12 protein-coding genes, 1 pseudogene and 1 other annotated feature are annotated in these 12,296 nt (G+C 64.5%); of the genes and pseudogenes, 5 read left to right on the forward strand and 8 right to left on the reverse strand.

The window, feature by feature from the left end; genetic code table 11:
* Nucleotides 1–45: 45 nt before the first annotated feature.
* The 4 genes from LB558_RS09990 to cysK form a co-directional block, all read right to left on the reverse strand.
* On the reverse strand, nucleotides 46–417 hold the full coding sequence (locus LB558_RS09990; protein WP_224697405.1) for a hypothetical protein: 372 nt from the start codon (nucleotides 415–417) through the stop codon (nucleotides 46–48).
* Between the two features lie 125 nt (nucleotides 418–542).
* Nucleotides 543–899 (reverse strand): hypothetical protein, encoded by a 357-nt coding sequence (locus LB558_RS09995; protein ID WP_224697406.1) that lies wholly within the window; start codon nucleotides 897–899, stop codon nucleotides 543–545.
* A gap of 49 nt (nucleotides 900–948) precedes the next feature.
* Entirely contained in the window at nucleotides 949–2,436 is a 1,488-nt protein-coding gene (locus LB558_RS10000; protein WP_224697407.1) for a pyridoxal phosphate-dependent decarboxylase family protein, read from the reverse strand.
* Nucleotides 2,437–2,449: 13 nt separating this feature from the next.
* Complete coding sequence (cysK, locus tag LB558_RS10005; RefSeq protein WP_224697408.1) at nucleotides 2,450–3,538, reverse strand: cysteine synthase A; 1,089 nt, start codon at nucleotides 3,536–3,538, stop codon at nucleotides 2,450–2,452.
* Between the two features lie 254 nt (nucleotides 3,539–3,792).
* On the opposite strand from cysK, the gene LB558_RS10010 reads away from it, so the two are divergent.
* From LB558_RS10010 to LB558_RS10020, 3 genes are all read left to right on the forward strand, one after another.
* Nucleotides 3,793–5,781, forward strand: a complete 1,989-nt coding sequence (locus LB558_RS10010; protein WP_224697675.1) for a BTAD domain-containing putative transcriptional regulator — start codon at nucleotides 3,793–3,795, stop codon at nucleotides 5,779–5,781.
* Nucleotides 5,782–5,912: 131 nt separating this feature from the next.
* Nucleotides 5,913–6,092, forward strand: a complete 180-nt coding sequence (locus tag LB558_RS10015; RefSeq protein ID WP_023814179.1) for a hypothetical protein — start codon at nucleotides 5,913–5,915, stop codon at nucleotides 6,090–6,092.
* Nucleotides 6,093–6,182: 90 nt separating this feature from the next.
* On the forward strand, nucleotides 6,183–6,557 hold the full coding sequence (locus tag LB558_RS10020; protein WP_224697409.1) for a YkvA family protein: 375 nt from the start codon (nucleotides 6,183–6,185) through the stop codon (nucleotides 6,555–6,557).
* Between the two features lie 88 nt (nucleotides 6,558–6,645).
* Here LB558_RS10020 and LB558_RS10025 read toward each other — a convergent pair whose 3' ends face one another.
* From LB558_RS10025 to LB558_RS10040, 4 genes and pseudogenes are all read right to left on the reverse strand, one after another.
* On the reverse strand, nucleotides 6,646–6,954 hold the full coding sequence (locus LB558_RS10025; RefSeq protein ID WP_027161196.1) for a UBP-type zinc finger domain-containing protein: 309 nt from the start codon (nucleotides 6,952–6,954) through the stop codon (nucleotides 6,646–6,648).
* On the reverse strand, nucleotides 6,944–8,629 hold the full coding sequence (locus LB558_RS10030) for an FAD-dependent oxidoreductase (RefSeq protein ID WP_224697410.1): 1,686 nt from the start codon (nucleotides 8,627–8,629) through the stop codon (nucleotides 6,944–6,946). The genes LB558_RS10025 and LB558_RS10030 overlap by 11 nt, the downstream gene beginning before the upstream one ends.
* 158 nt (nucleotides 8,630–8,787) lie before the next feature.
* The gene (locus LB558_RS10035; RefSeq protein ID WP_224697411.1) at nucleotides 8,788–10,272 is read right to left on the reverse strand and encodes a SulP family inorganic anion transporter; all 1,485 of its coding nucleotides are present in this window, start codon (nucleotides 10,270–10,272) and stop codon (nucleotides 8,788–8,790) included.
* Nucleotides 10,273–10,342: 70 nt separating this feature from the next.
* Nucleotides 10,343–10,398 (reverse strand) — a sequence feature (sul1 is cis-regulatory element that is thought to sense ions involved in sulfur or methionine metabolism; They are found in Alphaproteobacteria).
* Nucleotides 10,399–10,560: 162 nt separating this feature from the next.
* Nucleotides 10,561–11,405: pseudogene (locus tag LB558_RS10040) on the reverse strand (IS3 family transposase); the annotation flags it as partial.
* A 39-nt stretch (nucleotides 11,406–11,444) separates the two neighbouring features.
* Here LB558_RS10040 and LB558_RS10045 point away from each other — a divergent pair.
* Together LB558_RS10045 and LB558_RS10050 are read left to right on the forward strand one after the other, a co-directional pair.
* On the forward strand, nucleotides 11,445–11,792 hold the full coding sequence (locus tag LB558_RS10045) for an aminotransferase class V-fold PLP-dependent enzyme (RefSeq protein WP_224697412.1): 348 nt from the start codon (nucleotides 11,445–11,447) through the stop codon (nucleotides 11,790–11,792).
* 11 nt (nucleotides 11,793–11,803) lie between these two features.
* Complete coding sequence (locus LB558_RS10050) at nucleotides 11,804–12,202, forward strand: hypothetical protein (protein ID WP_224697413.1); 399 nt, start codon at nucleotides 11,804–11,806, stop codon at nucleotides 12,200–12,202.
* Nucleotides 12,203–12,296 lie beyond the last annotated feature (94 nt).

A 12,296-nucleotide genomic window follows, 5' to 3' on the forward strand; every position in this document is an offset into this window, starting at 1 on the left:
CAGGCTATGGCTCCAGCAGGAAAAACCGTCAAGCTGGCAAGCCGGTCAGGGGACCAGATCGATTTCCTCGGTCTCGCCGCCGCTGCAGGTATAGCAGCAATCCTCGCATTTTTCCTTGTTGCCGGGACCAACGCCCCAATAAGTGCCCTCGTCGCCATCGACCCAGGCGCCGTAGCAGATCGATTCGCCCTCGTTGCACGATATCGGCAGCTGTTTGGTCTCGCCATCGTCGAGGAAGTAGTCCTTGTCGTCGCCCGGCCAGACATAGTCGCGGTCCTGGCTGTAGAGTTCGACGCGCATGGCGTTGGGGTGGCTGTTCTTGATGGCGAAGGTGATATCGGCGGCGTGTGCGGCCGGCGCAAACAGCGCGGCAAGCGACAGCGCGACCAGCGTGCGGCGCGCATAGGCGTAAAACATGATAACCCCCTGAATAAGCGGCCCACCCGGCCGCGGGGCGACCATTGCATGCAGCGCTGAATCGCGGAAGTGGGCCGGACTGGCCGATCCCCGACTTAATTTGGGTCGAATGAAACTTCCGCGTTCTACGGCACCAGATCGATCGTCTCGGTCGAGTGTTCCACGCAGATGAAGCAGCAAGTGTCGCAGGGCTGGTCATTGTCCGGCCCGACGCCGGCCGAGAGGCTGTCATTGCCGTCAACCCAGGCGCCATAGCAGATATGTTCGCCCTGATTGCACGAGAGCGGCACGGATTTCTGCGACCCGGGGGCAATCAGGAACACCTTGTCATTGCCCGGCCAAACCGTCTCACGGTCGCGGCTGAACAGCTCGACCGCGACAGATTCCTTGCGCAGGTTCTTGACGAAGAAGGCCATGTCGGCGGCCTGCGCCGGGGCGGTGAAGACCAGCGCCGCCAGCGCAACCATACGAAACAGCGTCACGGCCTGGATCTCCCGAATCATCGAGGCAGAATCGCATGCCTGCCCGTAACTAGGAAGGCGCGGAACCCTGCGTCGCGATCTCAAGCCCTAGCCGCACCGTTTCACGCACCAGCAGGTCGAGATCCTCGCGCCGTGTGCGGTGGTTGGTGATAGCCACGCGCAACCAGTGCTCGCCATGCACCGTGGTGTCCGAAAGGGCTGCAAGGCCCTGCTCCTGCAGCCGCAGCATGATCTCGGTGTTGAGCGCCTTCAGAGCCTCGCCCGTCAGACCGGGCTGGTAGCGGAAGCAGACGATGTTGACGGTCGGCGATGCCGCCAGTTGCAACCGCGGCGCGGCCTCGATCAAGCCGGCAAGATAGACGGCCTGGGCAATGTTCTGGTCGATCAGGCGGCCGAATTTCTCGACGCCGTGCTGCTTCAGCGCCATCCACACCTTCAGCGCGCGAAAACCGCGCGACGTCTGCAGGCCGTAATCGTGCAGCCATTCGCCAGAAGCGAGGCCGCGCGGCGTCGATTCCAGATATTCCGGCGTCACCGCGAAGGTCCCCCGATGCGCGGCGGCATCCCTGACCAGGGCGCAGCCGACCTCGAACGGCGCGTGCAGCCATTTGTGCGGATCGAGCGCGACCGAATCCGCCCGTTCGATGCCGGCGACGCGATGGGCATTTTCAGGCGCAATCGCGATCAGCGCGCCGATGCAGCCGTCGACATGGAACCAGAGGCCTTCCTCATGGGCCAGCTTCGCAAGCGCCTGCAAATCGTCGATCGCCCCGGTGTTGACGGTGCCGGCCGTACCGATGACGCAGGCCGGCTTGAACCCTGCCGCGCGGTCTTCGGCAATGGCCGCACGCAAGGCATTGATATCAATGCGCAGCCCGGCATCGGTCGGGATGCGGCGCAGCGCGCGATTGCCGTGGCCGAGCGCTTCCATCGCCTTGCGGTGGCACGAGTGGATCTGCTCCGAGCCGTAGAAGCGCAGCGGCTTTTCGATGGCGGCGACACCATGCTCGCGCACGTCGATGCCGGCCTTGACGTTGCGCGCCACGGTCAGCCCGATGATGTTGGCCATCGAGCCGCCGCTGACCAGCGTGCCGCTGGCCGAAGCGGGAAAGCCCAGCATCTCCTTGCACCAGTTCACCACCTGGCTGTCCATCAGCCCGGCGGCGTGGTTGCCGCCGCCCAGGTTCGAGCCCTGGATAGCCGCTAGGAAGTCGCCGAGCGCGCCGGTGAAGTTGCTCGACCCCATATACCAGGACCAGAAGCGCGGGTGGATGTTGCCCATCGGGTAGGACATCACCGTGCGGGACACCTCGGAATAGACAGCATCCAGCGGCGCCGGCGTGCGCGGCAGCGGCGCCGAGAAGGCCTCTCTCACATCGGCCGGCATCTCCCGCCAGACCGGGCGGTCGCGCACATCGCGGAGATAATCGACCGCATCGTCGATGACCCGGTGCGACAGAGCCTGCACATCGGCCCAGTCCGGGGGATCGAGCGTTTCCTCGGCCACCAGGCCGAGGTTTTCTTGCACGGCATCCATACCAGATCTCCCGTCAAACCGCCGGGAACTGGCAGCCGGGCGTCGAGCGCGACAGGGTGGTCTCGTCGGCATCCATCTCGGCCTCGATGCCGTTGAACAGCGGCGTCGACATGTAGCGCTCGCCGGTGTCGGGCAGCATGCACAGGATCACCGCGCCAGCCGGCGCCTTCTCCGCGACCTGCCGTGCCACGGCGAAGGTCGCGCCGCCGGAAATGCCGGTGAAGATGCCCTCTTTCCGCGCCAGTTCCCTGGCCCATTTGATGCCCTCGGGCCCGGCGATCGGCATCACCTCGTCATAGAGGCTGGTGTCGATGGCTTCCTGCAGCACGTTGGGGATGAAATCCGGCGTCCAGCCCTGGATCGGGTGCGGCTCGAAGGCTGGGTGGCTGGCGGCGGGGGCACCATCGGCGCCGCGCTGCTGCACCTTGCCGCTGCCGATGAGCTGCGCGTTGGCCGGCTCGGAGAGCACGATACGGGTTTCCGGACGCTCGCGGCGCAGCACGCGTGCCACGCCGACGACCGTGCCGCCGGTGCCATAGCCGGTGACGAAGCAATCGAGCCGCGAGCCGGCGAAATCATTGACGATCTCGCGCGCCGTCGTTGTCTCGTGGATGGCGGCGTTGGCGGCCGTCTCGAACTGGCGGGCAAGGAACCAGCCATTGGCCTCGGCCAGTTCCACCGCCTTCTTGTACATGCCGAAACCTTTTTCGGCGCGCGGCGTCAGCACCACCTTGGCGCCCAGCATCCGCATCAGCTTGCGGCGCTCGACCGAGAAACTGTCGGCCATGGTGACGACCAGCGGATAACCCTTTTGCGCGCAGACCATGGCGAGGCCGATGCCGGTGTTGCCGCTGGTCGCCTCGACCACCGTCTGGCCCGGCTTCAGCGCACCGCTGCGCTCACCCTCCTCGATGATGTTGAGCGCCAGCCGGTCCTTCACCGAGGCGCCGGGATTGAAGTACTCGGCCTTGACGTAGATCGTCGCGTGGGACGGTCCGAGATTGTTGATGCGTACCACCGGCGTGTCGCCGACGGTGTCGAGAATGCTGTCGAAAAGGCGGCCACGGCCGGCCGTGGTCCTGATCTTCTGCTGCTGCAACATCTTGGTCTCCCTGATTGTCATCGCGTTTTGTCTTCACAGGCCGGTTACAAACCGGCGGGTTGGGCGGCGAGGTTTGGTGACCTTGCCGCGATAGGACTGACATGCCGCACAGCGGCAATGGCGGTTTCCGGCGCTGAAATCCGCTGCCGGATGCGCCGTGTCGCGTTTGGTGATACAGGAGAGGCCGACAGGCCAGCGTGGGAGCAGGCGTGGAAACGCACGTGGAATCCATCCGATCGAGGCCGGACGGCGAGATGCCGATCCTTTCCGTGCGCCTGCTCGGGCCGCTGATGATCTCCTGCAACGACATGTCCGTTGCGCTGCCGTCGTCACGCAAGCTGCGCGCGCTGCTCGCCTATCTGGCGCTGGCGCCGCATCCGGTCGGCCGCAGTCGCCTGTGCGAGTTGTTGTGGGATGTGCCGAACGACCCAAGGGGCGAACTGCGCTGGTGCCTGAGCAAGCTGCGCGGCGTGCTTGATATGCCGGGCCGGCGTCGGGTCTCCACCCAAGGCGACACGGTCGCACTCGATCTGAGCGATTGCCTGGTCGACGCGCTGGAGGTCAGCCGCGCCGCCACGCAGGGGCTCGGCACCCTTGATGTCGACCGCTTGCGGGCGCTGGCCAAACTGTTTGCCGGCGATTTCCTCGACGGGCTGGAGCTCGAGCGCAGCCCGCATGTCAACAGCTGGCTGATCGCACAGCGACGCCGCTTCAGCGCTTGCCACGCTGCCGTGCTGGAACAGCTTGTTGGAAGTCTGCCGGCCGATGGCGACGAGGCGATCGCGCATCTCGACACCTGGGTGGAACTGGCGCCGTTCGACACGCGTGCGCATGCAGCACTTCTGGCCGGTCTGGCCGGGCGCGGCGAGGCCGGTGCGGCCGAAGAGCATCTGGCGGCGGCGGAACGATTGTTTCGGTCGGAGGAGCTGGATTTCGCACCGCTTCGCGCGGCCTGGCGGGCGATCCGTGACCGACAGCCGGGCACCTCGCTTCGGGCGGCCTGCCTGTCCACGTTATTGCCACTGGCGGCCACCATGCCCACCGCACCCGGCCCGGTCGAGCCCAGCAACGCTTCGCTGGCGGTGATGCCGTTTGTCGAGGAGAGCGGCGGCACGCGCGGCGGATTGGCCGACGGTTTCACCCACGACATCATCACGCGCCTGGCCAAGCTCAGGGATTTCTTCGTCATCGCGCGCGGATCGGTGTTTGCGCTGGCAGAGCAGAACATCGCGCCCGAGGATGCCGGCCGCCGGCTGAATGTCGACTATGTCGCCACCGGCACGGTGCGCAGCCCGTCCGGCCGCCTCATCGTCAGCGTCGAACTGATCGAGGTGCGCAGCGCCAGGATCGTCTGGGCCGAGACCTTCGAGCGCAGGCCCGATGACATCTTTTCCGTGCTCGACGACATCGGCAACAGCATCGTCTCCTCGATCTCGGCCGAGATCGAAACCGTCGAGCGCAACCGCGCCATGCTGAAGGCGCCCAGCTCGCTCAACGCCTGGGAGGCCTATCATCGCGGCCTCTGGCACATGTACCGCTTCACCCAGGCGGAAAACGAGCAGGCGCGGCATTTCTTTGCCCGGGCTTTGCAGCTCGACCCGACCTTTGCCCGCGCCTATGCCGGCCTGTCCTTCACCCACTGGCAGAGCGCCTTCCAGCGCTGGGGCGACCGCGACCGCGAAAGCGCGCTGGCCTTCGAGAGCGCCGGACACAGCCTACTGGTCGACGACCACAATCCGGCCGCGCACTGGGCAATGGGCCGGGCGCTGTGGCTGCGCGGCGAGCAGGACGGTTCGCTGCTCGAACTGGAGCGGGCGGTCGATCTCAGCCCCAACTTCGCGCTTGGCCATTACGCCCTGTCCTTCGTGCATTCGCAGTCGGGCGACCCGCAAGCGGCGATAGGCTCTTCCGATCATTCGCGCCATCTCAGCCCGTTCGACCCATTGTTGTTCGGCATGCTGGGGGCACGCGCCATGGCGCATGTCCGGCTCGGCCAGTTCGAGGAAGCGGCCGAATGGGCGGTGAAGGCGGCGGCGCGGCCCAATGCCCACGCCATCATACTGGCGATCGCCGCGCACTGCCTGGCGCTGGCCGGACGGCTCGACGAGGCGCGCGGCTTCGCCGCCGCCATCCGCAAGACAAGGCCGGACTATTGCGCCGACGATTTCATCGGCACCTTCCGCTTCGAACCGGACGCCGTAGCGCTGTTCCGGCAGGGCGCCAGCCGCATCGGGCTGAACTGAAGCCCGGGATCGCCATCTGGGGGATCGCCTGGGAATTTCGCCTCAAATCCGCCGGGTTAACGAAGTCGGAAGGAGTTGTTTAACCGTTCGCGGCTATGTCATCGGCCCGGGGGGCCGACAAAGTGAGTATGATGAGCAACAGCCCCGACAAGCGCAATGAATGGCGCGCCATATTTTACGTGCAAGCTCGCGTTGCCATCCTGTTTGTCCCGGTGGTCGCCAGCCTGCTGATCATAGCGGCGCTTGCCGGAAACGAACGCAAGTCGGTTCCCAGCATGATCGACCCGACCGTCACCGGCTCCGTGCGGTAGACCGGCGGTCATCGGCTCTTCGAGATGCTCTCGCAGGCGGGCGCCTGGCGTGCGCTATCGGCGGTCTTCATTTGGCGCTAAAATCATCCGATGGCACTGAATGAGTGGGCCCGAACGATCAAGCGCGATGTGCATGCGCTCTACCTCGCCGCTCGCGATCCCCGAACGCCCTGGTACGCCAAGGCGCTTGCGGTGTGTGTTGCAAGCTATGCCTTGTCGCCAATCGACCTGATCCCCGATTTCATTCCGGTGATCGGCTATCTCGACGACGTAATCCTTGTCCCTTTGGGCGTCCTTGCCGTGGTCAGGATGATACCGCCCGAGGTGATGGCGGAACACAGAAAGACCGCCGCGCTGGCCGCCGACAGGCCGGTGAGCCGCTACGCGGCGGTCATCATTGTTTGCATCTGGGCTGCCTCGATCGTGCTGGCCGGGTGGCTGGGGTATCTGTATTTCGTCGACTGACTGCCAAGCCGTTCAGCAGGGAGGCCGCCGCCAGGAAAGCCCGGATGGATCGCGCTTTTCTCGGGATTCCTTCGCCATGCGGCGCCGCTCAAACAAAGCGCGGGATCGGGCCGTTCTGCGGGGTCACGTCGTCGCCGAGGTCGACAAACACCTCGTCGACATAGCACCATGCCCAGCCTTCCGGGGGATCGTAGCCCTCGATGATCGGATGCTTGGTGGCGTGGAAATGCTTGGTGGCGTGGCGGTTGGGCGAGTCGTCGCAGCAGCCGACATGTCCGCAGGTGCGGCAGAGCCGCAGATGCACCCATTGTGACCCGCTCTTCAGGCACTCCTCGCAGCCGAGCGCGCTCGGCGTCACCTTCCTGATGTCGCGCGTATGTCTGCATTCATCCATCATGGTCTCCTGCCATTCGAGGTGTGTCGGCGTTGCCGCGCGCGAGATAGGCATGCAAGGCCGCGACCACCTGGGCGCCTTCGCCGACGGCCGCCGCGACACGCTTGACCGAGCCGGCACGGACATCGCCGATGGCGAACACGCCGCTGCGGCTCGTCTCCATCTGCGCCGATCCTATGTCCGAGCCGGTGCGCACGAAACCCCTGGCGTCCAGCGCCACATCGCACTTCGCCAGCCAATCGGTGTTCGGGTCGGCGCCGATGAACAAAAAGAGATGGCGGATCGGGCGCGTCGTTTCCGTGCCGCTGGCGCGGTTGCGCCAGTGCACCGTGGCAAGATTGCCTTCGTCGCCTTCCAGAGCCACGATTTCGGTCCCGGTCAGCACCTCGATGTTCGGCTGCGCCCGGATGCGCTCGACCAGATAACGCGACATGCTGGCATCAAGGCTGCCGCCGCGCGCCAGCAGCGCCACTTTGCGCGCATGGCTGGCCAGATAGACGGCCGCCTGCCCGGCCGAATTGCCGGCGCCGACCAGCGCCACTTCCTGGCCGACGCAAAGCCGGCCCTCGATGGGCGACGCCCAATAATGCACGGACGTTCCCTCGAACCGCGCCAGATTGGCGACATCGAGGCGGCGGTAGCGCGCGCCGCTGGCGATCACCACGCTGCGCGTGCGCACGGTCTCGCCGTCGCCGACATCGAGCCTGTAGCGGGCACCGTCGGTGGCGGCGCTCAAAAGCTTCGCCTCGTCCGGGATCACCATTTCGACGCCGAATTTCTGCGCCTGATTGTAGGCGCGCGCCATCAGCGCCATGCCCGAAATGCCTGTGGGGAAACCGAGATAGTTCTCGATGCGCGAGGAGGCGCCGGCCTGTCCGCCGAAGGCACGGCAATCGAGCACGATCGTCGACAGCCCTTCGGAGGCCGCATAGACCGCGGCCGCCAGCCCCGCCGGTCCGGCGCCGACAATGGCGACGTCATACACCGTATCGGCATCGATCGGCCGCAGCAGGCCGATGCAGCGGGCGAGGTCCTTCTCGCCGGGGTTCATCAGCAGCCTGCCGTTCGGACACAGCACGATCGGCAGGTGGTGCGGATCGACCTCGAAGCGTTCGACCAAGGTTTTGGCGCAGGGATCGCTGTCGGAATCGAGCACGCGGTGCGGCTGGCCGCTGCGGGCGAGGAACCCCTGCAGCCGCAACACGTCGGCATTGTCCTGGGGTCCGATGATGATGGGCCCGCTGGTGGCGCTCTCCAAAAGCCCGACGCGGCGCAGTATCAGCGCCCGCATGATGCGCTCGCCGAGATTGGCCTCCTGCACCATCAGGTCGCGCAGCCGCTGCGAGGCGATGACGAACGCCTCCACCGGTTCGGCGGCCTGCGCATTGACCAGCGAGGGGCGAGCCGAAAGCTGCGCCAGCTCGCCGACGAAGCTGCCCGGCCCATGCGTGACGATCGTCTCGCGCCGGCCAAGCCCGCCGTCCTGGGTGATGTCCACGCTGCCCGACAGCACGACGATCAGACCGGGCGCCACAGCGCCTGCCGTGACGATGTTCTCGCCGGCCGCATAGAAGCTGGCCTCGCCGAACCGGCGCATGCGGTCGATGTCCACCTCGGCCAGCGTGGGGAACGCCTGGTCACGGCGGGCACCGAAGATCTGGGTGGTGGATTGAGACATGGTCTCGAGCGTAGCGAAGCGGGCGCTGAGTTTGAAGCGGTTTGTTGGAGCCCTGACCAGGAGGGGAGGTCTGGCTGGCAGACACCACGCCGTCATCATCCTCGGGCGAGGAACCAAACCGAGACATCAGCCGAAGAACCTCAGTCGGAGGACCTTCGTCAGTGGCTGAAGACTCGTTCCAAAGCACCCGGCTCATTGTGCATGGCAAGTTTGTCCATGATGGTGACGCTGGCCTCGTTGAGACCGACCACCTCCACCTCGACGCCCTCGCGGCGGAACTTAAGAACGGCAGTGTCGACTGCGCCGACGCCAGTGAGGTCCCAGATATGAGCGTGAGTGACGTCGACAAGGGCGCGCTGGAGGCGCTCCTTGAAATCGAACGCGTTCAGGAAATCCTCCGCTGAAGCGAAGAATAACTGGCCCTCGATAAGGTAATGGCGCTCCGCGCCGTCGCTACTGAGGGTCGAGGTGACGCGGAAAATCTGCGACACTTTCCAAGCGAAGAAGATGCCCGAGAGCAGCACGCCCACCCCGACACCAAGCGCGAGATTGTGGGTCCCGACCACGGTGATCACTGTCGCCAGCATGACGATGCTTGAACGACGGGGGTGCTTCCTGAGATCGTTCAGAGAAGACCAGCTGAACGTACCGATCGATACCATGATCATGATGGCGACCAGGGCCGGCATGGGAATGACGCGCAGCCAGTCGCCGAGCGACATGAGCATGAACAACAGGAACGCCCCGGCCACAAATGTGGAAAGCCGCGTGCGCCCACCAGATTTGACGTTGATAACCGACTGGCCGATCATGGCGCAGCCGGCCATGCCGCCCAGGAACCCGGTTACGAAGTTGGCGATACCCTGGCCAACACATTCACGGTTCTTGTCGCTTTTTGTGTCGGTCATCTGGTCGACAATGGACGCCGTCAGCAGGCTTTCGAGCAGGCCAACCGCGGCCACGCCTAGTGAATAAGGCAAAATGATCCACAGCGTTTCCAGCGTGAAAGGCACGTCTGGCAGCAGGAAGGTCGGCAGGCTCGACGGCAGTTCGCCGAGGTCGCCCACCGTCCGCACGTCGATGTGAAGCAGCAGCGATAGGATGGTGAGCACGATGATGCACACCAGGGGCGAAGGCACCGCCTTCGTGATGCGGGGAAACAGATAGATGATGGCAAGGCCGAGACTGATCATCGCATAGGTCTGCCACGGCATGCCGACCAGTTCCGGCAGTTGAGCCATGAAGATCAGAATCGCAAGCGCGTTGACAAATCCGGTCATCACCGAGCGCGACACGAACCGCATCACATACCCCAGCCTAGCGAAGCCGGCCGCGACCTGGACCACGCCGGCCAGAATGGTTGCCGCGAGCAGGTATTGCAGACCATGGTCGCGCACCAGCGTGACCATGAGCACGGCTGTCGCCGCGGTCGCTGCTGAAATCATCGCCGGCCGGCCGCCGGTGATGGAGATAATCATGGCGATGGAGAAAGAAGCGTAGAGCCCAATCTTGGGGTCGACGCCGGCAATGACAGAAAACCCGATGGCTTCTGGTATCAGCGCCAGGGCGACAACAATGCCCGCGAGCACGTCGCCGCGCAGGTTGCCGCGCCACTCGTCGCGGTAGGTTTTGAATGTGAGCATGGAATTCCGGTCAATCATTTCCAGACCGCGACGGACCGCAGGTCCATCATTGTCAGCGCAGATCTGGTTTTGTTGTCCGGCGGATCGGCGGCCGGAAGAGCCACCCGGAATTGCACCGGGTCCATCTTGGATTTCTGCACATAGCCGCAATTTTTGGTGCAGCGCAACAAGTCTTTGCTGCACGGCGTAGGCGCTGGCCCCGCTGAAACGGCCGTCTGAGAGGTGACCCTGAGCCGCGCCGCAACAAAAAACCCGCCACGGTGAACTGACCCCTTAGAGTTGGACGGTTCATTGAGTTGGTAGGTTTAAGGGCTGGTTCCTGTATTGCACAGGGGCCAGCCCTTTGAGTTTCAGTTTGATGCGGCGGTGGTTGTAGTAGTCGATGTAGTCCGTGATGGCGTCGTCCAGGCTTTGGACGGTGTCGAAGGTTCCGGGATGGAAGAGCTCGGACTTGAGGATTGCGAAGAAGCTCTCCATCGGGGCGTTGTCGAGGCAATTGCCTTTGCGTGACATGCTTTGTTGGAGGCCTCTGGCTTCCAGCCTGCGTTGGAATGCTGGCATCTGATACTGCCATCCCTGATCGGAATGCAGGATCGGCCGTTCGTTCTCACCAAGCCGGGCGAGGGCTTTGGTCAGCATATTGTCCACCATATTGAAGCGAGGGCGCTGCGCGGTCTCGAACGCGACGATCTCGCCATTGTAGAGGTCCATGACCGGGGACAGGTAGAGCTTGTCGCCGGCCAGGCTGAACTCCGTCACGTCGGTCACCCATTTGCGGTTGGCGCGGTCGGCGCCGAACTTGCGCTGCAAGAGATCGGGAGCTGTCCGCCCAGCCTCACCTCTGTAGGAACGATACTTCTTCGGCCTGACCAGCGACTTCAATCCCATCCCGGCCATCAGGCTCTGGACGGTCTTGTGGTTGACGCACCGGCCCAACCGGCGCAGTTGCGCAGTCACCGGCGGTAGCCGTAGCGGCCCTTGTGGTTGTCGAAGATGGTCTTGATCGCCTCCTTCAACGCCGCATGGCGATCCGGACGCGTCGCTGCTTTCTGTCTGTAATAGAACGTGCTGCGCGCCACCTTCGCCAGCTCGAGCAACCCCTCAAGCGGATGCAACGGCCTTAACGCCTGGACGCCGGTGTAGGCGCGCAAGCCTCTCTGCGGACGCGGATCGTGGCGGGCCTGGAAGCCGCCTATGAGGCGCGGCTAATGGACCGTTTTCTTGCCGGTGCAACGGCCGTACCGGGCCTGACGCTCTACGGAATCGCTAGCCGCAACCGACTGCACGCGCGCGTGCCCACCTTCAGCTTCCGGCTGGCTAACCGGTCGCCGCAGGAGATCGCGGTTGCGTTGGCGGGCCAAAACATCTTCGGCTGGGCGGGCGATTTCTATGCCCACGAAGCTTCGGGCCAACTCGGCCTGCGCGAGAAGGGCGGCGTCGCCCGGCTCGGACTTTCGCACTACGCCACAGCCGAAGAAGTCGATCAGGCCGTCGAGGCCGTCGCCCGGCTGGCAGCCTGACGGGGGAATGCATGGACTACGCACGCATGGTGATCGAGAAGGAATCGCCAGAGGAATACGACTACGGCCGCATTCGCTTCAACCTCTCGGAGAGTTCGGTGCGGGACCGCAGGCTGTCCGATTTCAACCTTTCGGTTCCCGACCTCCTGCTGCCCTATGGCGAGCACTGCGGCGACCCCGAGCTTCGTGCGTACGTCGCGGCGCAGAGCAAAGGGCTTGCCGCGCATGATGTGCTGGTGGCCGCGGGCGCGGCTGGCGCGCTGTTCATCATCGGCAAATTCATCCATCGCCGCGAGCCGGCTGCTATCGACAACCAGGCCATATCCATGAGCCGCGTGAGACCGCCATTCCTGCATTCAACCGGATCATGGACCACATGGAGACGAACAAGCAACTGCAAGATAATGTGACTTTCAGCCACGCCTATTCGCTGGCCGAACTCTCCAGGACGAACTCAACAACATTGCTGCCCGCATGAAGGCGCTGGGCGTCACCCTCGCCAGC

It is taken from the genome of Mesorhizobium sp. CO1-1-8 (assembly GCF_020164875.1).
GTDB lineage: Bacteria > Pseudomonadota > Alphaproteobacteria > Rhizobiales > Rhizobiaceae > Mesorhizobium.

Excerpts from the sequence above, each read along its gene's own strand:
- LB558_RS10015 (WP_023814179.1), top strand. The coding sequence starts at position 5,913 with ATGAGCAACAGCCCCGACAAGCGCAATGAATGGCGCGCCATATTTTAC.
- cysK (WP_224697408.1), bottom strand. The coding sequence starts at position 3,538 with ATGTTGCAGCAGCAGAAGATCAGGACCACGGCCGGCCGTGGCCGCCTT.
- LB558_RS10010 (WP_224697675.1), top strand. The coding sequence starts at position 3,793 with ATGCCGATCCTTTCCGTGCGCCTGCTCGGGCCGCTGATGATCTCCTGC.
- LB558_RS10000 (WP_224697407.1), bottom strand. The coding sequence starts at position 2,436 with ATGGATGCCGTGCAAGAAAACCTCGGCCTGGTGGCCGAGGAAACGCTC.
- LB558_RS10035 (WP_224697411.1), bottom strand. The coding sequence starts at position 10,272 with ATGCTCACATTCAAAACCTACCGCGACGAGTGGCGCGGCAACCTGCGC.
- LB558_RS10020 (WP_224697409.1), top strand. The coding sequence starts at position 6,183 with ATGGCACTGAATGAGTGGGCCCGAACGATCAAGCGCGATGTGCATGCG.
- LB558_RS10050 (WP_224697413.1), top strand. The coding sequence starts at position 11,804 with ATGGACTACGCACGCATGGTGATCGAGAAGGAATCGCCAGAGGAATAC.
- LB558_RS10025 (WP_027161196.1), bottom strand. The coding sequence starts at position 6,954 with ATGATGGATGAATGCAGACATACGCGCGACATCAGGAAGGTGACGCCG.
- LB558_RS09990 (WP_224697405.1), bottom strand. The coding sequence starts at position 417 with ATGTTTTACGCCTATGCGCGCCGCACGCTGGTCGCGCTGTCGCTTGCC.
- LB558_RS10030 (WP_224697410.1), bottom strand. The coding sequence starts at position 8,629 with ATGTCTCAATCCACCACCCAGATCTTCGGTGCCCGCCGTGACCAGGCG.